Consider the following 23,966-nt stretch of genomic DNA (forward strand, 5'->3'; position numbering starts at 1 on the left):
CCATTCGACAACGTGTTCAGCAGTGAAAAGCGGAAGTAATCAACCGAACAATAGGGAGTTAGGTCCCATGCCATTCCATCATGGAACCTAACTCCTAACCATCTAGGTTGTCTGGATCTAGGTTATCCGCCCCGATCAGCTGGCCCAGACCGCGGCGTCGGGATCGTCGTCGGGATTGTAGCCAGCATCCTCCTCCGCCGGCACATCGTCGTAGGAGGAGACGTCGTCGACCACGCCCGCGTCGGCATCGGCGTTGATCGCGTCCATCACCTTGGCGTCGAGCTTGTACTCCGGCAGCACGTTGTCGATGTAGCTGCGCACGGCCTCGACCATCGGCACGTCATGCCCGACCTTCTCGGCCAGATACCAGCGGTGGGTGAGCACCTCGTGGAAGAACTGCGCCGGCTCGATCTGCGAACGGTATTCCTTCGGGATCATGCGCACGGTGGGCTCGAACGACTCGCGCATCCAGTCCGTGGCCACGATCTCCAGATCCTCGCCCTGCCGCCAGGTGGAGGCGCGGTAGGCGTCGAGATCGTTGAGCAGTCGGCGGGCCTGATTCTCCTGCACGTCCAGACCGGTGAGCCGCAGCAGCTTGCGCGAGGCGTAGCCGGCGTCCACCACGCGGGGGCGCACGCGTACGCGGTTGCCGTCCTCGTCGGTGTCCATCTCCAGCTCGTCCACGTCGAAGCCCAGCTCGTTGAGCTTGTTGACGCGCTTCTCGATCTTCCACATTTCGTCGGGGCTGAAGCTTTCCACGTCGGTGAGCGCGCTCCACAGCGAATGGTAGCGCTCCACCAGCCGGTTGCCGACCTCCACCTCGTCCACGTCGGAGGGCAGCAGGCGGCCGGAGCTCAGATCCATAAGCTCGCCGATGATGTTCACGCGGGCCAGATCGATGTCGTATTCGCGCTGGCCTTCGGTGAGCTGCGGGTAGAGTTCGCCGGTCTCGGCGTCCACCAGCACGGCGGCGAAGGAGTCGGCGTCGCGCAGAAACAGCACGTTCGACAGCGACACGTCACCCCAGTAGAAGCCGATCAGATGCAGTCGGACGAGCAGCACGGCGAGCGCGTCGATCAGACGGTCGGCGGTGTCGTCGCGCAGGTTGCGGGCGAACAGCGCGCGGTACGGCAGCGAGAACTTGAGGTGCTGGGTGACGAGGATCGCCTCGAGCGGATTGCCATCGCGATCATGGCGTCCGGTGACCACGGCGATCGGCTTCACCGACGGCACGTCGATCTTCTCCAGCTGCCGGAGCAGCTCGTATTCGCGCTCGGCCACCGACTGGGTGATCTCCTTGAGCGCGTAGACGTCGTGCCCCACGCGCACGAATCGCACGACGTGGCGGGAGATGCCTCGGGGCAGGTTGGCGAGCAGTTCGTCGGGCCACTGGGCGAGCGGTTTGTGCCACGGCAGCGTGAACATCTTCGGATTCGAGCTGGCCGCGGTGATCTTCAGGGCCTTCGGCTGGGCCGGACGATGACCGCCGACCGCGGCACCGGCGCCGATGCCGGACAGTCCCGCATTAATCGGCAGATCCGCGGATTTCACCGAAGTGGCCTGTACAAGTCTGGGATCCAATTCCACGTTTTCCATAGTCACCAACTTAGTAGATGGGAGAGAGCAGCGGCCGGACGGGCGTGACCGGACCGATAATCCGATCCGGCAATCCGGACCAATGATCCGGACCGACGATCCAATCCGATCGGTATGACGACGATCGGCATACGACGATCGGGGCATGAAGAAGCCCCACGACCAGCACTGGCCGCGGGGCTACTGTTCTGCGGTGAGGCAAATGAGAGAGGAAGAGAGGGGACCTGCCTCACCTATCGGAATCGGAGGAAATCCCACAAACCTTCGGTTCCGACGATTTTCAGTTCAGACGCAGCTCCGTGCTCGGGGCGAAGAGGTGCATCTTCTCGGGATCGATCTTGATCCGCACGGTGTCGCCGACTTTCGGCAGCAGACGCGGGTTGACTCGAACGGTGGTCATCTTGTCCTGATCGGACATCACGGCGCTGGCCTGCTCGGCGGCGGAGCCGTCGGTGACGATGTTGCCGTAGATGTAGCCGTCGGAGCCCAGATCCTCGACGTTGGCGACGTGCAGCTTGAAGGCGTTGGCGTCATCCGGGCCGGCGAGGGTGGCGTCCTCGGGACGGAAGCCGACGACGATCTTGCCGCCGTCCTCCGGGGTGAGCTTGGCCACGACCTCCTTGGGCAGATCGACGGTGTCGTCGCCGATCTTGGCCTGGCCGTTGACCACCGGGTGCACGTTGAGGTTCATCGACGGGGAGCCGATGAAGCCGGCGACGAACACGTTGGCCGGGCGATCGTACAGCTCGGTCGGGGCGCCGACCTGCTGCAGGATGCCGAGCTTGATGACGGCGATGCGGTCGCCCATCGTCAGGGCCTCGGTCTGGTCGTGGGTCACGTACAGGGTGGTGACGCCGAGCTGACGCTGCAGGGCGGCGATCTGCGTACGGGTCTGGACACGGAGCTTGGCGTCGAGGTTCGACAGCGGCTCATCCATGAGGAAGACCTTCGGCTTACGGACGATGGCGCGGCCCATGGCCACACGCTGACGCTGGCCACCGGAAAGGGCCTTCGGCTTGCGGTCGAGGAACTCGGTCAGATCAAGGATCTTCGCGGCCTCCTCCACGCGCTTGCGGATTTCCTCCTTCGGGGTGCCGGCGATCTTCAGGGCGAAGCCCATGTTGTCGGCCACCGACATGTGCGGGTACAGTGCGTAGTTCTGGAAGACCATGGCGATGTCACGGTCCTTCGGCTGCATGTTGGTGACGTCCTTATCACCGATGAGGATACGGCCCTTGTTCACTTCCTCGAGGCCGGCGAGCATACGAAGGGTGGTGGACTTGCCGCAGCCGGAGGGGCCGACGAGCACGAGGAACTCGCCATCCTTGATATCAAGATTCAGATTATCGACCGAGGGCTTGTCGTTGCCCGGGTAGATACGGGTGACATGGTCAAAAACCACTTCTGCCATGGTTAATCATTTCCTTTCACTGGCAGGTACGTGCCAGACGATCCGTTGTAAAAGGGGGTTTGTAATTGCTATTGAGTTATCACCGTCGTTGGATTGTTTTCCCTGCTTTGGGTCCACGTCACCACTAACTGCATTGTTGGCGATTGAAGATTCTCTTCGATGAGCCACTTCCCAACAGTACACTACGACACGCCGGCTGCACCACCCCCGTTGTTACCGCGAAACCGCTTACATTACAAGGGATGTTACTTTTCTGTTATTTTCCGACTTGACGCTGTGCAAAAACTTTCTCTCTTTCGCACAGCATCGCACATCACCGCATCGCCACATACCGCATTCCACATGCAGCCGGTGCGTACCGTCACGTCCCACGCACGCCCCCGCACGGCACAGACTCAGGACCTCACGGCCTCAGGATTCGTCCCACGCCTCCTCCCACGCCTTCATGTCGGCATGGCTCAGTCCGGCACCAGGCTGCGTGGCCTCCTTCAGCGCCTTGCGCCGCGCCCGCTCCTCCGCCTTCTCCTCGGCCCGCGCCTCGGCCTCGGCCTTGTTCTCCGTGGCCTTCTGCGCCCACACCGCGCGCAGTTGATGCCAGTACTCGCGCACGTCCTGGAAGCTGTCCTTCACATCGTCCAGCGCCTCGTCCATCGAACGGGTCAGCAGATCCAGCAGCTCGCGCGTGGCCTGCGGCATCTCCTCGTCGCTGCCTTCGACGTCGCGGGTCAGCCCTTCGATCCGCCGGCGCATCGCATCGGCGTCCTCCGGGTCGATCTTCAATCCGGTGATGATCGACTGACGGATCGTCTCGTAATCCAGATTGGCGAAAAAATTCAGCTGCTGCATCTTCATGAACGACTTCAGCTCGGGGTACCGCCGCTCCACATACTCCTCGCGGTCGTCGGCCGCCCGACGCCAGTCGCGGTTCAGTTTCGGGTCCAGCGTGGCGGTGATCGACCCCTGCCGCAGCCGGTAGTGGTACAACACCTTCGGGATGCGCACGATCCGCGTCGATTCGCCGATCACGTTGCAGATGCGGGCCATGTCCTCGATCTTGCGACCCACCGGGAACGAAAAATCATGGTCCTTGTACGTGGACGCCGGGGCAAGGAACGCCCAGAAATACCCGTCGATCTCCGACTTCACCTGCGCCTTGATCCCCTCCTGCGGAGTGAGGATCTGCACCTCGTCGAAATCGTTGTGCTTGTAGTCACTCAGCAGGGTCCGGCCGTTTTCGGAGATCGTGTCGAACTTGAACATCACCAAGTCCGCGTCGTACTGCGCCAAGGCGTTGAGGCAATCCTCAACGAGGTGCGGATCGATGGTGTCGTCGGAATCGGCGAAGTACACATACTCGCCGGTCGACTGGGCCAGACCGGCGTTGCGCGCATCGGAGAGCCCCCCGTTTGTCTTGTGGATCACCCGGATGCGGGAATCCCGCGCGGCCCACTCGTCGCACATCGCCGGGCAGCCGTCGGGAGAGCCGTCGTCGACCAGCAGGATCTCCAGATTCCGGTAGGTCTGGCCCGTCACGCTCGCCACGCACTCGTCCAGAAACTTCTCCACCTTGTACACCGGGACGATCACCGAAACGAGAGGATTCTCAGCCATATCAACCTCCACGAACACCGTATGCACCATACCGTATGACGGCCACCGCAGGGACCGGACGTCCGCACGCCGCCGGACGTCGCCCGACACGGCATGGCGGAACTCCCGCCATAGTACCCACAGCCGTCTAATACGCCGCTCATCATCACGGAACCCTCGAACCATCATCACGGAACTTGGCCGATCGGTTCGGCCAATAAATCGTGAACGGGTTGGCCAAAGTACCGCCAAACCCACCAACCGATCACGGCCAAACCACCAGCCGATCACCGGCCAATCACCGGAACCGTCACCGCAGAACCCGACCGTCCCGCGAAACTTGTGCAAGAAAGTCAGGAAACACCAACCGATCGGCAGGGTCAGGTGTCACAATGGGCGGCATGACTGATTTGAATGCGTTGAATCTGGAAGCGGGAAGTCTGGTCGGGGGGTATACGCTGATCTCCCGACTCGGCGGCGGCGCGATGGGATCCGTCTGGAGGGTGAAGGACGACGGCGGCACCGTATATGCCATGAAGATTCTGCGTGATTCACTGGTGGACGACGAGGAGACCGCGGAGGCGGACGACACCGCGGCCGGCCACGACGACGGATTCCAGGCAGGCGAGACCAGCAAGGCCACGGCCCGCGAGCGCCTGCGCCGCGAGGCCGCCGCACTGCGCCGCGTGAACCATCCGGGCGTGTGCCAGATCGTGGATATGGAGCTCGACGATTCGCTGGCGTTCATCGTCACCGAACTCATCGAAGGCAAGAACCTGCGCGAGGACGTGGCCGCGAACGGCCGGTATGTGGCCGGTGATCTGGAGCGACTGGCCCGCAAGCTGATCGACGCGGTGTCGGCGGTGCATCGGGCCGGCATCATCCACCGTGACATCAAGCCCACGAACGTGATGATCGCCCGAACCGGTCCGGTGCTGGTGGATTTCGGCATTGCGATGGGCGAGGGCGAAAGTCATGTGACCCGGACCGGTCTGGTGATGGGTACGCCGGGATTCATCGCCCCCGAGGTGATCGACGGCGCCGAGTCGGATGAGAACACCGACTGGTGGAGCGTGGCCGCGGTATTGGCGTTCGCCGCCACCGGACGACCGGTGTTCGGCACGAAGCCGATGATGGCGGTGCTGGAGCGCGCGGCCGCGGGACACGCGAATCTGGCCGGATTGCCGCCCCGGACCACGGCGATGTTCCGCCGCGCGCTCAGCCCGAACCGCGACGAGCGCTGCACGCCACTGGAATTGCTGCAGACGATCGAACTGGACGCGCTCACCCCCGAAATCTGGACGGCCGCGGCCTCATCGGCACTGAACACCGGGGCATTGAATGCCGGGCTGTCGGGATTATCGGGATTGTCCGGCGCGTCACAGCCCGGTACCGCACAGCCCGGCACGGTGACGCCGGCCGGCACGGCACAGCCGGCCAACCCGGCGCAGCCGATCAGCACAGCACAGCCGATCAGTACGCCGCCGCTGCCGCCGGTCTCGCCCGCAACGGCATCCCCCCAGACCGATTCCGGCAACGGCGGATCCGGCAGCAGCGCAGACCCCGCCGACTCCGTCTATACGCCGTCGTTCATCAATACGGCGCTCGACGAACCGATCACCGATGACCTCAATGATCGCACCGGTGCCGCTGATATTCTCGGCACCCCGCGCACCGCCGGCAGCGCCGATGCCCCCGATCCTCGTACCATCATCGGATCGCCGTCGCCGCGAACGGTGACCGGCTCGGCGACGCCCGGTGAAGGTTCTTCCGATGATGACGGCGACAAGGGGGCGGTGCTCCCTTTTGGCGCAGGCTCCGCCGACCCCGATAACCCCCGTACGCTCTGGAAGGAACTGGACGAGCGGGCGGACGCCCCGACCCAGCTGGTCAAGACCCCCGTCGTCACGCCGGAGGCCCTGCAGGCCACGCAGATCATCTCCCCGCGGGATGCCGCCGCTGCCGCTCTGGCCAACGCCTCGGCCACCATGGTGCTGAACACCGCACAGCCGACGATGGAGACCGCGGTCATGCCGGTCGACGCCACCCCGACCATGGCATTCACCCCGGATGCCGTCGAGGAGTCCCGAGCGGAAGCCACCTTGGCATTGAACAACGCAACACCGGCACAGATCGTGGATCAGGACGACGACTGGATCGGCGAGAACGGACTGATCAATGACGGCATGCCCCTCGGCACGCAGATCGTCACCAAGGCCAGCATCCCCACACCCGCACGATCGACCGAGCCCGCGACGCCGGCCGACGCCGCGCAGTCACCGGCCCCGACGGAACCGTCCGCCGAACCTTCCGCACCCGCGAATCAGTACCCGGCACCGGCCATCAGACCATTACGCGCCACCGTACCGATGACCCGCACGATACCGGCCCGCACTACACCGGCCCTCGCGACACCGCCTCACGCGGCGCGGACGGTCTCCTCGGCGTCGCAGGGCGCTGTATCACCGGCGAGCACCCCCGATTTCGACCCCGAGGCCACGATCGCCATGTCCGCGCCGGATCCCGAAGCGACGATGGCGATGCCGGCACCCACGTCACTGGCACCTGCGCAACCGGCATATCCCGAACCGCCGGCACGCCCGTTCGATCCAGAGGCTACGGAGCTCATGCCTCCGCTGCCGAATCCCGAAGACGCCAACGGCGCCGGCCCCTATGCACCACCGGTTCGCGAGAATCCACAGCCGTATACGGGCGAGGCCGCGGCGGTCAGCCCCGCCTCAATCAATCCCGTCGCGATCGATCCAGCCCCACAGTCCCCCTATGCCACACCCCAACCCGAAGCGGCTCCCGCCCAATACGGGGGTTTCTACGATCATGAGGGCGCCATGACCGCGTGGTACGTGCCCCGTGGCAAGGCGCTGCTGATGCTGCTGGCCATACCGCTGTGCCTGTTCGCCGCCACGGCCCCGTTCGGCGCGCTGATCGCGGCGGCATTCGCCCTGTGGGCGTTCACCGTCACCGGATTGTCCACGCAGTCGCAGCTCAGGCGCGAGACCAAGCGCGGCAGCGGTCGCAAGGGCACCGACAGCGCGTGGATCATCGGCTCGCTGCCCTGGCACATGGTGAAAGGACTGGCCCTGTCGGCCGGTCCGATCGCGCTGATGATCGTGATCCTCATGGCGCTGTCGTCGTTCCTCACTGTGGCACTGAACCTCATCAGCGCCGATTTCGTGATTCCGCTGTTCCGGTTCAGCATCCGCATTCCGGTGACGGCCGACGTGCCGCTGTCCGCGTCCGGCTTCATGCTGTTCCTCTCCATGGCCGCGGCCTGGACGGTCGCCGCACTCGGCCCCTATTCCCGGACCGCACGGCTCGGCGCCGGAGCCCTTCGCGGGACGTTCGGCGCCCCCAAACCCCCGTGGCAAACCCAGTCGTCGTCGGGCGGCAATCAGGATGAAAACGATTTCACCGATCCGGATGGCGAGACCGAGGACGCCGTGCTCTCGGCCCGTCGCCGCAACTGGACGCTCACGATCATCTGGGCCGTGCTGATCCTCACCGGCATCGTGCTGATCCTCACCAACAACAGCATCGACTGGTCGCCGCTCATCCTCTCCTGACGGAGGCCATTGGCCCGGTACAACCTGCCCCGGTCCAACCCATTCCGGCACAACCTGCCCCGGTCCAACCCATTCCGGTACAACCTGCCACGGCCCAACCCATTCCGGCCCAACCCATTCCGGCCCAACCCATTCCCCATACCAAACCGAGGCCGCTTCTCCCATCGCGAACACCGGCCGCGGTCAGGTCCCGTCATCACGGTTTATTTACCCTGCGTCGCTATACTGATCCGCAGTCGCCGACCATGCACGTCCGATACGCGCATACGGCAACCCCGTCGCGGACCCCGGAAGGGCGTCCTAGCGGGGACATTTCATCATCCAAGGCATCGAGGGGCATTCCGGGGAAGACCATGGCTGCAAACACGGGCAAGAGCAATAGCAACAAGAACACCACGCAGGCACAGCGCAAGCCGAAGCCCGCCACCCGCAAGGCCCGTCAGGCAGCCGCCGAAGCCGCCGCCAAGGCCCGCGCCGAGCAGGCGGCCAAGGACCGCCGCACGCAGACCATCATCGGCGTGGCCGTGGTCGTGATCATCGCGCTCGTGCTTGGCCTGATCGGCTTCAACATCTGGAAGTCGAACCACCCCACGCAGGACACCGGCGAATACAACAAGGCGTGGTCCGAGGTGCAGAAGGCCGAGCCGAAGCCCGCGCACAGCACCGAAAAGGGTGGATTCGTGCTTTCCAAAAACGGCCTCGACAAGCCGGTGAAGGGCGTGCCCACCGTGGCCGTCTACATGGACTTCATGTGCCCGGGCTGCGGCGCGATGGAACGCCAGCTCGGCACGACCTACCAGCAGATGGTGGACGCCGGACAGATCAACCTTGAGATCCACCCGATGGCCTTCATGGACCGCTACTCCACCGACGAGTACTCCACCCGCGCCGGCAACGCGGCCATCGAGATCGCCGAATCCGATTCGGATCCGAACCACCTGCTGAAGTTCATCGAGCTGATGTACGCCGAGGACTTCCAGCCCAACGAGTCCGACTACCAGCCCGTCTCCAACGACGACATCAAGGGCCGGGCCATCGCGGCCGGCGTGAGCGAAAGCGTCGCCGCCAAGGCCACCGACAAGGACTACCAGTACAAGAGCTGGCTCTCCGCCATGAGCACCTTCACCCCGCTGCGCTCCGAACTGTGGAACCGCAGCGGCCAGCTCAAGGGCCAGATGAGCACCCCGACGATCACCGTCAACGGTACGTACTGGGATCGCAACAAGCTGGGCACCACCGACATGCGCACCGGACTGCTCAAGGCCATCGGCCTCGACTCCTCCGCGGTCGGCAAGGAAGGCAAGCTGCCGTCGCTGGGCACCGGCACCGAGCTGACGTACTGATCGACTTTTCCGAACGTTTCGTTATACTTGCTTCGTTCGCGTTAACGGATCGCACGCTTCGCATGCATCGACGTTGACGAGGCAAGCCTCCTTAGCTCAGTTGGCCAGAGCAGCCGCCTTGTAAGCGGCAGGTCGTCAGTTCGAACCTGACAGGAGGCTCTTCTTTCGCTGGCTTTACTTTTCTTTCGTCGGATTTCCCTCGCCGTCCGGATCGCATCGTCGATGCTGTTGTGATCCGACACATTCCCAGAACACGCCGATACCGGCGGACCCCGCATTCGCGTTAGTATGGTGAATAAATCATGGCCTAACGGCCTTGCGTAAGTGGGGATAACAAAACTTGCCGCGAGTAAGGACTCAGGAGCTTCCCCCATCAATACAGCTTCTGAGAAGAAATGGGATGGAGCATCCCCCAACCCGCTCCGTCCCCTGAGAGGCGCCGGAATCATCCCCCTTCTAACCCGGCGCCTCTCCTTTTTTCGATACGGAATTCCCCCGCCATCGCCCTGGTATTTGGCAAATCCAAGCTTTTAGAGCCCGAATACGGCCTCTTCACGCTTGGATTGACCAAAAACGAATGACGGCACACGCCGTGTGTGGATGTTTGGGGCATCGGGCGTGGTTTCGGCGAGTGGTCGATACCGGTTCCCTAGAATTGTGGATGTTTGTAGCCGATTCTTTGCATCCAATCCTTGCAGTCAGATCTAGGGAGGGAAATCAATGGCACGTCGCTGGACGCCTCAACGATTCATGACGCTCCGCCGCATTCGGGTGACGGTCTGCGCCGTGGCGGTGACCGTGGCGTGCGTGCTGGGCTTCGCGCTCACCACGCATAAGACCATTGCATTGGAGGTCAACGGCAAGACGCAGACCGTGCAGACCTACGCCATCAGCGTCGATCGCCTGCTCGAGGAGCAGCACGTCGACGTCAAGACCCACGATCTGGTGCAGTCCACTTCGGGCGACATCCTCGCCAATCACGCCGTGGTGACCGTGCGCAGCGCGTATCAGGCCACGATCAACATCGACGGCAAGGAGGTGCCGTTCTGGACGGTCGCCACCAGCGCCGATCAGCTGCTCGGCTTCTTCAACGACAGCGAGCAGCAGGCCACCAAGGTCACCGTGGACATCAAGAACGTGTACAACCAGCTCACCGGCGGCATGGTGATCAACGCGAACGGCCCGGTGGAGGTGATCGCCGACGGCAAGACCAGCGAGGCCCCCGACGGCAAGCTTCCGGCCGCCAGCATCCTCGATTCCAAGGGCATCGTGCTCGGCAAGGAAGACCGCGTGAGCGTGGAGAAGAACGGCTCGACCACCGTGCTGCGCGTGAAGCGCGTGACCCACGGCACCACCAGCAAGACGGTCTCGATCCCGTACGGCACGCAGACCGTGTACGACGATTCGCTTGAGCCGGGCACCACCGTGGTGCGGCAGCAGGGCGAGGCCGGCGAGAAGAAGCAGACCTTCAACACCACGTATGTGGACGGCAAGCCGGAGACCTCCGTGTTGGCCAAGGAGGAGACCACGAAGATCGCCGTGGACGAGATCATCGCGGTCGGCCCCGAGAAGCCGGCCGAGACCCCGTCCGCCAGCCCGAGCGACGGCAGCTCCTCCAAGGACGACACGTCCGATGCCAAGAGCGACGATTCCAGCGCGAACGACGGCAAGTCCGATGCCAAGACCGATTCCGCGCCGGCCACGAAGCCTTCGACCTCCCCGTCCGGCGGTTCGAGCGACTCCAACTCCGGTTCCGACTCCGACTCGAACAGCGGCTCCGATTCCAGCAGCAATTCCGGCAGCCAGTCCACGTCGAAGCCCACCAGCAAGCCGACCCAGGCCCAGACCTCCAAGCCGACTCAGACGGCGAAGCCCACGCAGACGGCCAAGCCCACCAGCAAGCCGACCCAGCAGACGACGAGCAAGCCCAGCAATTCCGGCTCCAGTAGCAACTCCGGCTCCAGCTCGAACAGCTCCAGCTCGTCGGGCTCCACCTCCCACTCCGGACTGTGGCACCCCACGGTGGCCCAGGCGCAGACGTACGCCCGCGGCGCGGCCGCCCAGCGCGGATGGACCGGCAGCGAATGGGATGCGCTGGTCTGGCTGTGGAACAAGGAATCCGAATGGCAGTGGAACGCCGACAACCCGTGGTCCGACGCGTACGGCATCCCGCAGGCTCTGCCCGGCAGCAAGATGGGCACCGGATGGCAGGACGACGGCGCGGTGCAGATCAACTGGGGTCTGCAGTACATCGCCGAGCGCTACGGCAGCCCCTCGCAGGCCAAGACCTATTGGCTCTCCCACAACTGGTACTGATCGGGTGTGGATCAGGCACTGATCATAGGGCGACCGGGACTCCTCCCCGATCGCCCCGCATCCCAGACCATCCCAGACCACAGACCCATTAGGCACATCCCGGCATCCTCATAGACATCGATCGGCAGACAGTATGACAGCACAGAACCCGCAACCGCAGACCGAATCCGCCGAAGGCCATCCCGGCCTGCTCGGCGCGGCGGACATCCGCCGTATCGCCGCAGAGGCCGGCGTGACCCCGACCAAGAAGTTCGGCCAGAATTTCGTGATCGACCCCGGCACCGTGCGACGGATCGCCCGCACCGCCGACATCGACGCGGACTCCACGGTGCTGGAGGTCGGCCCCGGTCTGGGTTCGCTGACGCTGGCGATTCTGGAGACCGGCGCCTCGCTCACCGCGGTGGAGATCGACCCCCCGCTGGCCGAACGACTGCCGAACACCATCGCCGACCGCATGCCCGAGGCGTCGGACCGCTTCCGGGTGATCAACCGCGACGCCCTGAAGCTCACCCCGCAGGACGTGCCCGAACTGGCGCAGGCCGAGGCGTTCACGCTGGTCGCCAATCTGCCGTACAACGTGGCTACGCCGATCATCATCACCCTGCTGGAACGGTTCCCGAATCTCACCGGATTCGTGGTGATGGTGCAGAAGGAGGTGGCCGACCGCCTGACCGAGAAGCCGGGATCGAAGATCTACGGCACCCCGTCGGTGAAGCTGCAGTGGTTCGGCACGGCCGAGAAGGCCGGCACCATCGGCCGTCATGTGTTCTGGCCGGCCCCGAACGTCGATTCGGCACTGGTGAAGTTCACCCGCACGCACACCGACCGCACCGAGGAGGACGTCCGGGACCGCGAGCGCACCTTCGCGCTGGTGGACGCGGCCTTCGCCCAGCGACGCAAGACCCTGAACGCCGCGCTGCGCAAGGTGCTGCCGAAGCAGGCGTTCGAGAGCGCGGGCATCGACCCGTCCCGCCGCGGCGAGACCCTGACGATCGACGAGTTCCGGACGCTGGCTCAGGCGGCCCGGGATCTCGAACGGGACCCCGAATCCACGGAGGCGGACCGATGACGGCGACGACCTCCGACACTACGACCGACATCGCTGCCGACGACGCCACGAGCGTGGTGACCGCGCCGTTCTCGTCGGTACGCGTGGAGTGTCCGGCGAAGACCAATCTGACGCTGAAGGTGGGGCCGTCCCGCGCCGAATGGGGAGGACGCCACGCTCTCGATACGATCTACTGCGGCGTGGGCGTGTACGACACCGTCACGGTGAGCGCGAAGGAGCCGGGATCGGGGTTCTCTCTGGATCTGCTGGGCCGTCATCTGGGTGATCTGGCGTTCGACAAGGCCGATATGCGCCGCAATCATGCGGTGATGGCCCTGTTCGCCTTGGCCGAGGAGGCCGGCCGCAGTCCCGATGTGGCGATCAGTCTGGAAAAGCGGATTCCGGTGGGGGCCGGACTCGGCGGAGGATCGGCCGATGCGGCCGGCACCTTGCTCGCCCTGAACGATCTGTGGGAGCTGCATTGGCCCGTGGAGCGTCTGGAGCCGATCGCGGCCCGTCTCGGCGCGGATATGCCGTTCTGCCTGCACGGAGGACTGGCCCGCGGCACCGGATACGGCGAACGGATCGAACGGCTTGACGCCACGGATCGCAGGATCGACGCCACGACGATCGGCCGCATGGTGGTGGGCGCCTACAACGCACAGCTGAGTACGCCCGACGTGTACGCCATGTTCGACCGGATCGGCCGGGGACGGGGTGACGCCAATCACCTGCAGCGGGCGGCGGTGCACCTGCATCCGCGGTCCGGCAAGGCGATCGAGTACGCGATGCAGGCCGGGGCCACGGCGGCGTTCGTCTCCGGTAGCGGACCGACGGTCATCGCCTGCGTGCCGGATGAGGCCACGGCGGCGTCGGTGTGCCGGACGTGGACGAACCGGCGCTGCGTGGACCGGCTGTTCGAGACGACCGCGCCGGTCACGCCGATCATCTCCCACGAGTAGCGGCACCGATACCGCGGACGGTACCGGCGGACCGGTGCGGCGGAAGGCACCGGATCAGGGCCGGGAGAGTCAGACATTCGGGTTAAGGTGTAATCCATCAGATAGTAGACGGGAAGGTACGTGATGACGACTCCGGAGGCGTTCGACGAGCGTAAGGCACGTCAGAAGTTCGTGCGCGACAGGCAGAAGATGGTGTTCTCCATCGCCATCGTGATATTGGTCGTTGCCATGGTGGTTTCGCTTCTCGTGTACTTCGGCGTGATCGGCAAGTCGGAGAAGGCCACGCAGGCCGAGCAGCCGAACTACGGCGTGGTGACCGCCTGCCCGACGAAGGACAGCCAGGGCACGTCCAAGGTCCTGAACTCCAGCACGGTCAACGTGCGCGTGCTCAACGCCACGAAGAACGTCGGTCTGGCCAAGGCGGTGAGCTCCGCGCTGGAGAACCGCAGCTTCACCATGCAGAATCCGAGCAACTACCCGGGCACCACGGTGTTCAAGCGCACCGAGATCCGCTTCGGCAAGAACGGCATCAACCAGGCGTACACGCTTAAGCGTCATTTCAACGATGCGATCATGCGCATGGACGACCGCTCCGACAAGCTCGTGGACGTCGTGATCGGCAGCACGTTCTCCGTGCTGGTCGACGAAAACGACGTGCAGCCCGGCGTCGGCGAGGAGATCAAGGGCTTCTCCAACTGCCAGGACGCCTCCAAGCTGACGAATCTGCCCAAGGCCACCACCCACACCGCAGTCAATTGAGATCATCTTCGTTAGCGGCCTCGCAGTCTGTAGAGACTGCTCGCATCGGCTACGGACAGTCCACCGGACTGTCCGCTTAACGCCTCAGCCCCACAATCCACGCTTCGTTAGCGGCTACGGCTAAGAGTAACGCCATCTCCCGAGGGGTGGGACGATCATCAATCGTCCCACCCCTCGCTCGCTTCCCCAACACGTTGGCGCCATAAGTCATCGGGCAAAAGGCCCGGATATGCTGTTCTCGACCGTAAAGACTCGGCCTGAGCGGCCCGGAGCGTGTCGAGAACAGCATATCCGGGCCGCCACTGGCAACGAAGTCAGAGCCTAACGGCCTTCCTCTGCATACCAACGCTTGAGCTCCTCTACGGCATCCTCATGCTCTGCCGGCCCATGATCAAGCCGGTATTCCAGCATGTGCTTGTATGCCTGTCCGACGATGGGTCCGGGTTCGACGCCGAGGATCTCGATGATCTCGTTGCCGTTGAGGTCGGGGCGGATGGCGTCGATGTCCTCGCGCTTCTTGAGTTCGATGACGCGGGCTTCCATGTCGTCCATCGCTTCGGCGAACATGCGGGCCTTGCGCTTGTTCTGCGTGGTGGCGTCGGCGCGGGTGAGCCGGTTGAGCCGGTGGTAGAGGTGGCCGGCGTCGCGCACGTAGCGTCGGACGGCGGAGTCGGTCCACGGCTCGTCGATGTACCCGTGGAATCGCAGGTGGAGGGCTACGAGGTCGGTGACGTCTTCGACGACGTGGTGGTCGAAGCGCAGAGCCTTGAGTCGCTTGCGGGTGAGTTTCGCGCCGACGAGGTCGTGGCGGTGGAAGCTGACCTTGCCGCCGGGTTCGAATCGGCGGGTCTTGGGCTTGCCGACGTCGTGCATGAGCGCGGCGAGACGCAGGGTGAGGTCGGGCCGGGGCACGGGGCCGTCGTCGTCGGTTTCGAGGGCGATGGCGCGGTCGAGCACCATGAGCGTGTGTTCGAAGACGTCCTTGTGGCGGTGATGTTCGTCGAGTTCGAGCTGCAGGGCGGGCAGTTCGGGCAGGACGATGTCGGCGAGGCCGGATTCCACGAGGGCTTCGAGTCCGGCGCGCGGGTTGTCGCTGAGCAGCAGCTTGGTGAGTTCGTCGCGCACGCGTTCGGCGGAGACGATTTCGATGCGGTCGACCATGCGGGTGATCGCTTCGGCGGTTTCGGGTTCGATGCGGAATCCGAGCTGGGCGACGAAGCGTACGGCGCGCATCATGCGCAGCGGGTCGTCGTCGAAGGACTGCGTGGGGTCCACCGGCGTGCGCAGGATCTTCTTGTTGAGGTCGTTGGCACCGCCGAAGGGGTCGACGAATTCGCATTGCGGCACGCGCAGGGCCATGGCGTTGACGGTGAAGTCCCGTCGGGAGAGGTCGCCTTCGAGCGAGTCGCCGTAGTTGACTTCGGGCTTGCGGGAGTCGGGGTCGTAGGTGTCGGAACGGTAGGTGGTGACCTCGACGCCGATCTCACTGCCGTCGGCACGACGCTTCATGGCTCCAAGGGTGCCGAATTTGCGGCCCATGTCCCAGAATCCGTGCCCCCATTTGCGCAGGATCGGCTCGAATTCCTCGGGGCGGGCGGAGGTGCAGAAGTCCAGGTCGTGCGAGGGGCGCTGCAGCAGCAGGTCTCTGACCGGACCGCCTACCAACGCCAGCTCATAGCCGTGCTCGTTGAACAGTTCGCCCAGTTCGATCGCCTCGGGCCATACCTCGAATCCCACGCTTGCTCCTTTCGCTTTGCGCAATCAAGCTTACCGTTACCCCACCTGCACAATGTTTTGCGTATTGTATGAGGTATGACTACTCCCGGAGATGTTGCGCGCATGATGGCTCGTGCCGCCAATTCTTCGGGCAATCATGCCCAAAATCAAGCCGATTCCGATGAATCGGACGCGGGCTTCCCGGCGGGCGGTCCGAAACCGCTGTATAGCTCCGAGACTCCGGAATATGGACAGAATGCCACATTCCGACTGTCCGAGGTGGGCATCGAATTTCCCGAATCGCCGATCGACACGCGGCAGGCCGAGGATGGATCCCCGCTGCGACCGACCCCGGCGATCATGGCCCGCAAACAGACCCAGCCGTCCACCTTCGCGTCCCTGGACACCTACGAGCTGCCGGTGGTGCGCGAGTATTCGGCCGGCGGACTGATCTTCGACGATCAGGATCGCGTGGCGATCATCGCCCGGCATTCCCGTTCCGGTCATCTGGAATGGTGTCTGCCGAAGGGCCATATCGAGAAGGGCGAGACCCCCGAGCAGACGGCCGTACGCGAGGTGCATGAGGAGACGGGCATTCTCGGCGAGGTGATCACTTCCATCGCCACGATCGACTACTGGTTCACCGGCACCACCCAGCGCGTGCACAAGCTGGTGCATCATTATGCGCTGCGGATGATCGGCGGGGAGCTCACCGTGGAGGGCGACCCCGATCATGAGGCCGAGGACGCGATCTGGGTGCGTTTTGATGACTTGAACGACGTCCTGAGTTATCCTAACGAGCGTAGGATTGCTTGGTTGTATGCCCGAAAGCATAAGAAATAGCAAGTCAGAAGTAGTCCGAACCGAAGTAAGGCCGATTGTTGCGCAGACAGACCGTTTCCCGTCTCGATCGCGGCACGGCGGGTGAGTCATGCGCGCCCGGCGAGCCGTGGCGCTTCCGCATATCCGATGTAAGGCCGACGGTCACGATGCCTACGGTCGCCCAGACGGTCACGCAGACTGTCACCCAGACGGTCATCCGGCCGGCCGCGCGGATCGCGGTCCGGCTGCTGCTAACTCTGCTGGCCGCCGTCCTGATCCTCGCCGGCATGAACCCGGCCGCCGCGATCGCCGCCGAACGATCGGCATCCCCGTCCGAATCGTCGTCATCGTCGTCCAGCTCGTCATCCCCATCGTCGTCTTCCTCGTCGTCGCAGTCGTCGCAATCCTCGTCGTCGCAGTCGAAAGGCGTGGCGCTGCTGATCGAATCGGAGACCAGCACCGTCATCACCAATACCAGCGGATACAAGGCCAAGGTAACCATCCGCAACAACACCGACGCCAGTCTGGACGCGGGCACGCTGGAGATCCTCACCAGTCCGCGGTTCTCGTTCGATTCGAGCCTGCTGATGCAGGAGTGGGCCGACAACACCGAGGGCGTCGATCCCCGTCTGCAGCACCTGTCCACCGTGCTCGGCTCGGCCAAGGTGGGTTCGATCGACCCGGGCAAGAGCATGACCATCGCCATCGTCGTGCCGGCCGGCAAGGACGTGCTGTCCCGCTTCACCACATGGGGTCCGAAGCCGCTGGACTTCGTCTACGCGAGCCCGTCCGCCGACACCGTGCACATGCATTCCTTCGTCACGCGCACGCAGGACGGCTTGAACATCGAGGCCACACCGAAGCTCGGAGTGGTGGCCGCCCTGCCGCTGACCTCGTCGCAGTGGAAGGTCGGCGACACCGCGGTCAAGCGTCTGCTGACCCAAAAGCCGTCCACCGCGTCGGAATCCAAGCTGGGCATCACCACGCTGAGCAGCGAGGCGAAAACCGAGCAGAACACCCTCAGCGAGGTTCTGGAACGGCATACGGGGATCCAGACCATATCCGACCCCGACTACCTGTCGTCGTTCGGCGAGCAGCCACGCACCACGGCGATCATGCAGCCCGACGGATTCGACATCGCCGCCGCATCGTCCACCTACGGCGGCATCGACTGGAAGTCGGCCGGCATCACCACCGATTCGTGGAATGCCGCGACGTCGCTGGAACAGTACCGTTCGGCGACCCAGTCCGACACCAGCCAGTCCGGCACCGCGCAGTCCAATCCGACGCCCCAGACCAAGCAGGCGGATCCCGCCACGATCGCCTGGCAGAGCAAATCCTCGTGGAGCCTCAAGGCCCTGACGCTCGCCAAGCAGCAGGGGTATTCCACCGTGGTCGCAGAATCCGACTACGAGCCCGACACCCCCAGCGCCGTACACACCTCGAAGATGGTGGTGCACACCTCGGCCGGAGCGGTGACCGTGCTCAACACGCAGCGCGAGCTGAGCACCCTCGCGCAGGACACCGCCACCTCGCATACGGCCAGCGCGGAGAACACCTTCACCGGCCGTCTCTCCCGCTTCATCGCGCAAAGCGCGTTCTACCAGATGGAGGCCCCGTACGAGGACCGCGAACTGCTGATCTCGCTGGGGTCCAATCCCGACGCCGACCGGCTCGACACCCTGATGAGCGCCCTCGAATCCTGCTCCTGGCTCAAGATCGACTCCCTGAGCTCGCTGATGAAGGCCACGCCGTACATCGGCACCGAGGAGGCGAACGAACGGGCCGCGAAGGTCGCCCAGCCCAGCGGGGACGCCGCCCAGTCGATCGAGGAGTCGCTGCGCGCACTGAAATCCTCCCGCGATACCATCACGCGCTTCCAGAACAACGTGCTGGCCGAAACCAGCGGCGCCTCGCAGCCCAAGCCGTCGGCGAGCGCGACCACGCTGATCGGCAACGGCGACGCCCAGCCCTCCGTATCGCTGACGGCCCGGCAGTGGATGACCCAGATCCTCGAAGCCCACGACGAGATGGCGATGAAGGCGTTCAGCTCGTCGAGCGTGCAGAACACGATCATGACCCGCGGCGCCCGGCAGATGGCGTATCAGCTGTATTCGGGGGTCTCGCTGGCCCAGCCGGATTCGATCAGCATCGTCAGCCAGAGCGCCAAGATGCCGATCACCATCGCCAACGACCATCCGTACGCCGTGCGGGTGCGGTTCGCCTCGGCCTCGGATTCCGCGCTGTTCTCGACCACGCAGGACGGCGAGGTGGTGGTGCCGCCGAATTCGGAGGTGCAGGACACGATCACCGTGCATGTGCTGCAATCGGGGACGGCGAACATCCATATCACATTGCAGGACCATGAGGGCAATAGTTTCGGAGCGGGGGCGGATGCCCGCGTGACCAGTGTGCTGCAGATCAACGATCGCAGCGGATACGTGATTCTGGCGTTGGCCGCGGTATTGGGCGTGGTCGGTCTGTGGCGCCAATTCAACCGTGTAAAGGATCCCGACGAATGAGCTCGAACAACGGCAATTCCGGCAATTCCGTAGGACGCAATTCCATGATCATGGCCGTCGGCACGGCGGCCTCCCGAGTCACCGGTCAGGTCCGGTCGATTCTGCTGGCCGCGGCCATCGGCACGACCGGCATCGCGGCCAACGCCTATCAGACCGGTTCGATGATTCCGCAGGTGATCTTCACGCTGGTCTCCGGCGGCATCTTCAACGCGGTGCTGGTCCCGCAGATCGTCAAGACGCTCAAGCACAAGGATGCCAACGAACGGCTGAACAAGCTGATCACCGTGGCCATCGCCCTGCTGGTGAGCATCACCGCGGTCATGATGCTGGCCACGCCGCTGGTGACCCGTCTGTATGTGAACCCGAACTGGGCGCCGGAGCAGCGTGCGCTGGTCAACTCGTTCACCCTGTGGTGCATGCCGCAGATCTTCTTCTACGGTCTGTATCTGGTGCTTGGCCAGATTCTGGCGGCCAAGGGCCGGTTCGGCATGTACGCCTGGAGTTCGGTGTTCGCCAACATCGTCAGCTGCACGGGATTCGTGCTGTTCATCGTGCTGTTCGGCAATGCGGCGCGTCAGCCGATGGACTTCTGGACGAACGACAAGGTGTTCCTCACGGCCGGTACGTGGACGCTGGGCGTGGCGATTCAGGCGCTGGTGCTGTTCGTCCCGCTGGTCAGGCTCGGTCTGCGGTACCGGGTGAAGTGGGGTCTGCACGGCATCGGTCTGCGGTCGATGGGCAAGGTGGCGATCTGGTCGCTGGCCCTGACCGTGCTGAACCTGCTGGTCGGCATGGTCACCTCGCAGGTGAATACGGGCGCCCCGCATGCCGGCAACGATCTGTATGGCATCGCCGGCAACGGCTCGTACCAGTACGCGTATTCGCTGTACATCCTGCCGTATTCGCTGATCGCGGTGTCGATCACCACGGCGGTGTTCCCGAAGCTGTCCCGGGCCATCGCCGACCATGATCTCGTCACGGCCCGCGAGGATCTGAGCTCCTCGATCCGTTCCGTGGCGCTGACGATGTGCTTCTTCACGGCGGCGCTGATCGCCATGCCCGTGCCGATCACGCGCGCGCTGCTGCCGTCGGTGAGCGTGCAGGAGGCGCAGCTGATCGCCGGACCGATGATCGGCCTGTCGATCGGTCTGGTGCCGGTGAGCGTGTTCCTGCTCATCCAGCGCACCTTCTACGCCTTCGAGGACGGCAAGAGCCCGTTCCTGTACGCGCTGCTCAACAACGGCGTGCAGATGGCGCTGCTGCTGACGGCGATCAAGGTGTTCCCGCCGCGGTATTGGGCGATGCTGGTGGGTCTGACCCTGTCGATCGCCTACTACGCGAGCGTGCCGGTGATCTTCCTGATCCTGCGCCGACGGTTCGGCGGCAATCTCGACGGCCGCCGGATCGTCCTGCTGCATGTGAAGGCCGGTGTGGCCGCGGTGGTCGCCGGCGTGGTCGGATGGTTCGTCGGCAAGCCGCTGATGATGGCGTTGGGGGTGCGGCTCGGATCCGATTTCGGGTCGGGCCCCGGTCCCGCCGGTCGGGCGGGTGATGCCGGAGGTGCCGCGGCGGCCGGAGCCTCGGGGGCGGGAGCCTCGGGGGCTGCGGGAGCCGTGCCGGCCGAGCAGATGAGCTGGGTGAGTGCGGTGATCATCTGCGTGGTGCTCACCATCGTGATCGCGGCCGTGTACGCGGCACTGCTGTGGGCGATGCGTGTGCAGGAGTTCAAGGATCTGATCGATACGGTCCAGCGCCGGGTACTGCGCCGCACGGCTGGTTCGGGTGCGGGTTCGGGATCGGGTTCGGATGGCTCGGCCTCGGCGGCGTCCGGTTCGGCCGGTTCGGATGGTTCGGCCGGATCCGGGTCATCGGGGTCCGGTCCGACCGACGGCGACGGCGATACCGGCCTCGGCGCCGGAGACGGCAGCGGTGACGACGGCGACGGTTCCGGAGACGACGGCTACGGCGGCAAGAGCGGATCGAATGGGTCCCCGTCGTCCGCGTCTGCGACACCGTCTGCGGTACCATCCGCGGTACCGTCCCGCACCCCCACGGTGGAGACCGCGGCCAGACCGACGGGCAGCCCCGCCTATAGAATGACTACATCCGTTAATCCTTTGCAGAATCGATTCGCTTACGAGAAGAGCAGCACTATGTTGAAACCGGGACTTGGAGACACCCTGATCGATCGCTACACCTTGGTACAGGTGTTGCGCGACGAACCGGGGCTGTCGGCTTGGCGCGCCAATGACGGCACCATGGCACGAGATTGTCAGGTGTTCCTGATCACCAATACTGAAATCGCTTTCACTGCGAATGAGGTGGCGTCGGCGCTGGCCCTGAACCCCAACCCCCGTTTCACCCCCATCCAGCAGATCCGCAACGAAGGCGGCGCCTGCCTGATCGTCACCGATCTCGACCCCGGCATCTCGCTGGCCCGTCATCTGGCGCACAACACCGATCACCCGGAGCGCGCGCTGAGCTTCGACGCGATCCGCACGATCATCGGCGAAACCGTCGAGGCGGCGAACTCGCTGCGCGCCTCGGGCCTGAACCACCGGGCCATCAGCGCGAACACGATCCGCATCACCGCCCGCGGCATCACGCTGGCCGATGCTCCGGTCTCCGCCGCACTCGTCGCCCCGCAGCTGAGGGCCGAGGAGAATCCCGACGCCGAGGCGCTGACCATCCGTCAGCTGGCCGCCGTGCTGTTCGAAATGGTCACCGGCCATATCTTCGTGCCGGATTCGGGCGTGACCCCCGCGGTCATCCGCGAGGACGCCCCCGAGGAGTTCCGCATCCTGTGCGTGCGTGGTCTCGGTCTGCACGGCGAGGGCGAGGCCACCCCGGTGCCGATCAGCACGCTCGGCGAGTTCGAGGCCCTGCTCGGCTCCTGGAAGCAGATGCCCGAGCTGACCAAGGACGATATCGATCTCGCCTCCCACCCGTCCAGCCAGTCGATCGAACTGGTGGACGTCGCCCGGCACGAGGACGCGAACATCGTCTCGATTCCGCAGTCCTTCATCTCCCACCCGTCCGATGAGGGGGAACCGTCCGCGCTGACGAACGGCCGTAACGAGTGGAATGCGAACCAGCTGCTCTTCCCCGCCAAGCAGGAGGTCGATCTCGTCTCCCCCGACGAGTTCGAGCAGAACCTGATGGAACCGCTGCAGATGGGCGGACGCACCGGCAGCGCCAAGCCGACCGTCGGCCTCGACGTCTCCTCCATCCGCCATCCGAACGACACCAACGACATCCGACTCGGCGACACCGACGCCAGTGGGGAGCCGCCCGCCTTCCCGCCGATCGCGGCGAACGTCGGCGCCACCACGGCGGCCGCGCAGGAGCCGATCGACAGCGAGGCCACGGTCGTCATGGCTCCGCTGCCCGAGGGATACGAGCCTCCCGCCGCCACGGAGACGCCGTCCTACGAGGATATCGGCGACGTGGATACCGATGACGACGGCTCCGACCACGCGACCAAGGGCCTGCATGGCTGGAAGCGCATCGCCATCATCGCGGCGATCATCATCGCGCTGCTGGCGGTGGTCTTCGGCTCGGCCTCTGCGCTGGGCATGTTCTCCCCGAAGTCGGAGGCGCAGAAGTCCGATCCGTGGCCGTCGATCAACACCTCGGACGTGGCGTTCCCCTCGCAGGGGTCCAGCGACTCGGCGTCCGCCAGCGCCTCGGCCTCGCCTTCGGCCACCGCCAGCCAGAGCGCTTCGGCATCGAAGTCCGCCACGGCCAGCAAGTCGGCCTCCGCTTCCGCGAGCGCGAAGGACACCAGCAGCCCCAAGGTGATCACCGCCGACAAGGTGGCCAAGAGCGTGCCGACCCCGGCCAAGCCGAAGAACACCACCGAATACGAGACGAACACGCAGACCTACCTGAACATGCCGAACAACCTGCAGGGCCGCGGCTGGTACGTCCAGCTCACGCAGCCGCAGGACGTGTACAAGATGCAGATCGCCATCAAGGGCGGCGGCGGTTCCGGCCAGATCTACGCCGGCGCCACGCAGGACAACCCGACCGGCGGCGAGAAGGTGGCCGACTTCAACTTCTCGGATACCGGCGTGACCGACGTGGAGTTCACCAAGACGGTGAAGACCCAGGATCTGGTGATCTGGGTGCCGCTGGACACCACGCCGAACAACGGTCGAAGCCTGTACTTCAACTACGTGAAGGTGTACTGACGGATCACAGCTATGAGAACCCCGGGATGATCACTCATTCCCGGGGTTCTCGCATATTCGGCGGTTATTTCCTGCCAGTAAGCCAAACCAGCCCCCTCTGGAGGGGG

General features: G+C 64.6%; 12 protein-coding genes, 1 tRNA gene and 1 pseudogene. 10 read left to right on the forward strand and 4 right to left on the reverse strand.

The window, feature by feature from the left end:
* Positions 1–135 precede the first annotated feature (135 nt).
* From CSQ87_RS03425 to CSQ87_RS03435, 3 genes are all read right to left on the reverse strand, one after another.
* Positions 136–1,596 (reverse strand): DUF4032 domain-containing protein, encoded by a 1,461-nt coding sequence (locus CSQ87_RS03425; RefSeq protein ID WP_100512449.1) that lies wholly within the window; start codon positions 1,594–1,596, stop codon positions 136–138.
* Positions 1,597–1,876: 280 nt separating this feature from the next.
* Positions 1,877–3,007 carry an ABC transporter ATP-binding protein gene (locus tag CSQ87_RS03430; protein ID WP_100512450.1) on the reverse strand — a complete coding sequence of 377 codons (1,131 nt, stop codon included), beginning with the start codon at positions 3,005–3,007 and terminating at the stop codon, positions 1,877–1,879.
* A gap of 411 nt (positions 3,008–3,418) precedes the next feature.
* Positions 3,419–4,618: a glycosyltransferase family 2 protein gene (locus CSQ87_RS03435; protein ID WP_100512451.1), complete on the reverse strand. Its 1,200-nt coding sequence runs from the start codon at positions 4,616–4,618 to the stop codon at positions 3,419–3,421.
* A 371-nt stretch (positions 4,619–4,989) separates the two neighbouring features.
* Here CSQ87_RS03435 and CSQ87_RS11110 point away from each other — a divergent pair.
* From CSQ87_RS11110 to CSQ87_RS03470, 7 genes and pseudogenes are all read left to right on the forward strand, one after another.
* Positions 4,990–5,893: pseudogene (locus CSQ87_RS11110) on the forward strand (serine/threonine-protein kinase); the annotation flags it as partial.
* A gap of 2,638 nt (positions 5,894–8,531) precedes the next feature.
* Positions 8,532–9,521 carry a DsbA family protein gene (locus CSQ87_RS03445; protein ID WP_100512452.1) on the forward strand — a complete coding sequence of 330 codons (990 nt, stop codon included), beginning with the start codon at positions 8,532–8,534 and terminating at the stop codon, positions 9,519–9,521.
* Between the two features lie 85 nt (positions 9,522–9,606).
* Positions 9,607–9,680: transfer RNA gene (locus tag CSQ87_RS03450), tRNA-Thr, on the forward strand.
* A gap of 561 nt (positions 9,681–10,241) precedes the next feature.
* Positions 10,242–11,837: an aggregation-promoting factor C-terminal-like domain-containing protein gene (locus tag CSQ87_RS03455; protein ID WP_100512453.1), complete on the forward strand. Its 1,596-nt coding sequence runs from the start codon at positions 10,242–10,244 to the stop codon at positions 11,835–11,837.
* 133 nt (positions 11,838–11,970) lie between these two features.
* Positions 11,971–12,906 carry a 16S rRNA (adenine(1518)-N(6)/adenine(1519)-N(6))-dimethyltransferase RsmA gene (rsmA, locus tag CSQ87_RS03460; RefSeq protein ID WP_100512454.1) on the forward strand — a complete coding sequence of 312 codons (936 nt, stop codon included), beginning with the start codon at positions 11,971–11,973 and terminating at the stop codon, positions 12,904–12,906.
* Positions 12,903–13,847, forward strand: coding sequence for a 4-(cytidine 5'-diphospho)-2-C-methyl-D-erythritol kinase (locus CSQ87_RS03465; RefSeq protein ID WP_207761087.1), 945 nt, complete (start codon positions 12,903–12,905; stop codon positions 13,845–13,847). The genes rsmA and CSQ87_RS03465 overlap by 4 nt, the downstream gene beginning before the upstream one ends.
* Positions 13,848–13,970: 123 nt before the next feature.
* Positions 13,971–14,606 carry a LytR C-terminal domain-containing protein gene (locus CSQ87_RS03470; RefSeq protein ID WP_100512455.1) on the forward strand — a complete coding sequence of 212 codons (636 nt, stop codon included), beginning with the start codon at positions 13,971–13,973 and terminating at the stop codon, positions 14,604–14,606.
* 321 nt (positions 14,607–14,927) lie between these two features.
* Here CSQ87_RS03470 and CSQ87_RS03475 read toward each other — a convergent pair whose 3' ends face one another.
* Positions 14,928–16,343 carry a CCA tRNA nucleotidyltransferase gene (locus CSQ87_RS03475; protein ID WP_100512456.1) on the reverse strand — a complete coding sequence of 472 codons (1,416 nt, stop codon included), beginning with the start codon at positions 16,341–16,343 and terminating at the stop codon, positions 14,928–14,930.
* A 75-nt stretch (positions 16,344–16,418) separates the two neighbouring features.
* Here CSQ87_RS03475 and CSQ87_RS11205 point away from each other — a divergent pair, with 75 nt between their 5' ends.
* The 3 genes from CSQ87_RS11205 (at position 16,419) to CSQ87_RS11015 (ending at position 23,859) form a co-directional block, all read left to right on the forward strand.
* Entirely contained in the window at positions 16,419–17,165 is a 747-nt protein-coding gene (locus CSQ87_RS11205) for an NUDIX hydrolase (protein ID WP_207761088.1), read from the forward strand.
* A 146-nt stretch (positions 17,166–17,311) separates the two neighbouring features.
* Positions 17,312–19,666, forward strand: a complete 2,355-nt coding sequence (locus CSQ87_RS03490) for a DUF6049 family protein (protein ID WP_165776723.1) — start codon at positions 17,312–17,314, stop codon at positions 19,664–19,666.
* Entirely contained in the window at positions 19,663–23,859 is a 4,197-nt protein-coding gene (locus tag CSQ87_RS11015; RefSeq protein ID WP_100512459.1) for a murein biosynthesis integral membrane protein MurJ, read from the forward strand. Before CSQ87_RS03490 ends, CSQ87_RS11015 begins: the two co-directional genes overlap by 4 nt.
* Positions 23,860–23,966 lie beyond the last annotated feature (107 nt).

This window comes from Bifidobacterium simiarum, from assembly GCF_002802905.1.
Classification (GTDB): Bacteria; Actinomycetota; Actinomycetes; order Actinomycetales; family Bifidobacteriaceae; genus Galliscardovia; species Galliscardovia simiarum.

Excerpts from the sequence above, each read along its gene's own strand:
- CSQ87_RS03470 (WP_100512455.1), top strand. The coding sequence starts at position 13,971 with ATGACGACTCCGGAGGCGTTCGACGAGCGTAAGGCACGTCAGAAGTTC.
- CSQ87_RS11015 (WP_100512459.1), top strand. The coding sequence starts at position 19,663 with ATGAGCTCGAACAACGGCAATTCCGGCAATTCCGTAGGACGCAATTCC.
- CSQ87_RS03490 (WP_165776723.1), top strand. The coding sequence starts at position 17,312 with ATGCCTACGGTCGCCCAGACGGTCACGCAGACTGTCACCCAGACGGTC.
- rsmA (WP_100512454.1), top strand. The coding sequence starts at position 11,971 with ATGACAGCACAGAACCCGCAACCGCAGACCGAATCCGCCGAAGGCCAT.
- CSQ87_RS03435 (WP_100512451.1), bottom strand. The coding sequence starts at position 4,618 with ATGGCTGAGAATCCTCTCGTTTCGGTGATCGTCCCGGTGTACAAGGTG.
- CSQ87_RS03430 (WP_100512450.1), bottom strand. The coding sequence starts at position 3,007 with ATGGCAGAAGTGGTTTTTGACCATGTCACCCGTATCTACCCGGGCAAC.
- CSQ87_RS11205 (WP_207761088.1), top strand. The coding sequence starts at position 16,419 with ATGACTACTCCCGGAGATGTTGCGCGCATGATGGCTCGTGCCGCCAAT.
- CSQ87_RS03465 (WP_207761087.1), top strand. The coding sequence starts at position 12,903 with ATGACGGCGACGACCTCCGACACTACGACCGACATCGCTGCCGACGAC.
- CSQ87_RS03445 (WP_100512452.1), top strand. The coding sequence starts at position 8,532 with ATGGCTGCAAACACGGGCAAGAGCAATAGCAACAAGAACACCACGCAG.
- CSQ87_RS03455 (WP_100512453.1), top strand. The coding sequence starts at position 10,242 with ATGGCACGTCGCTGGACGCCTCAACGATTCATGACGCTCCGCCGCATT.
- CSQ87_RS03425 (WP_100512449.1), bottom strand. The coding sequence starts at position 1,596 with ATGGAAAACGTGGAATTGGATCCCAGACTTGTACAGGCCACTTCGGTG.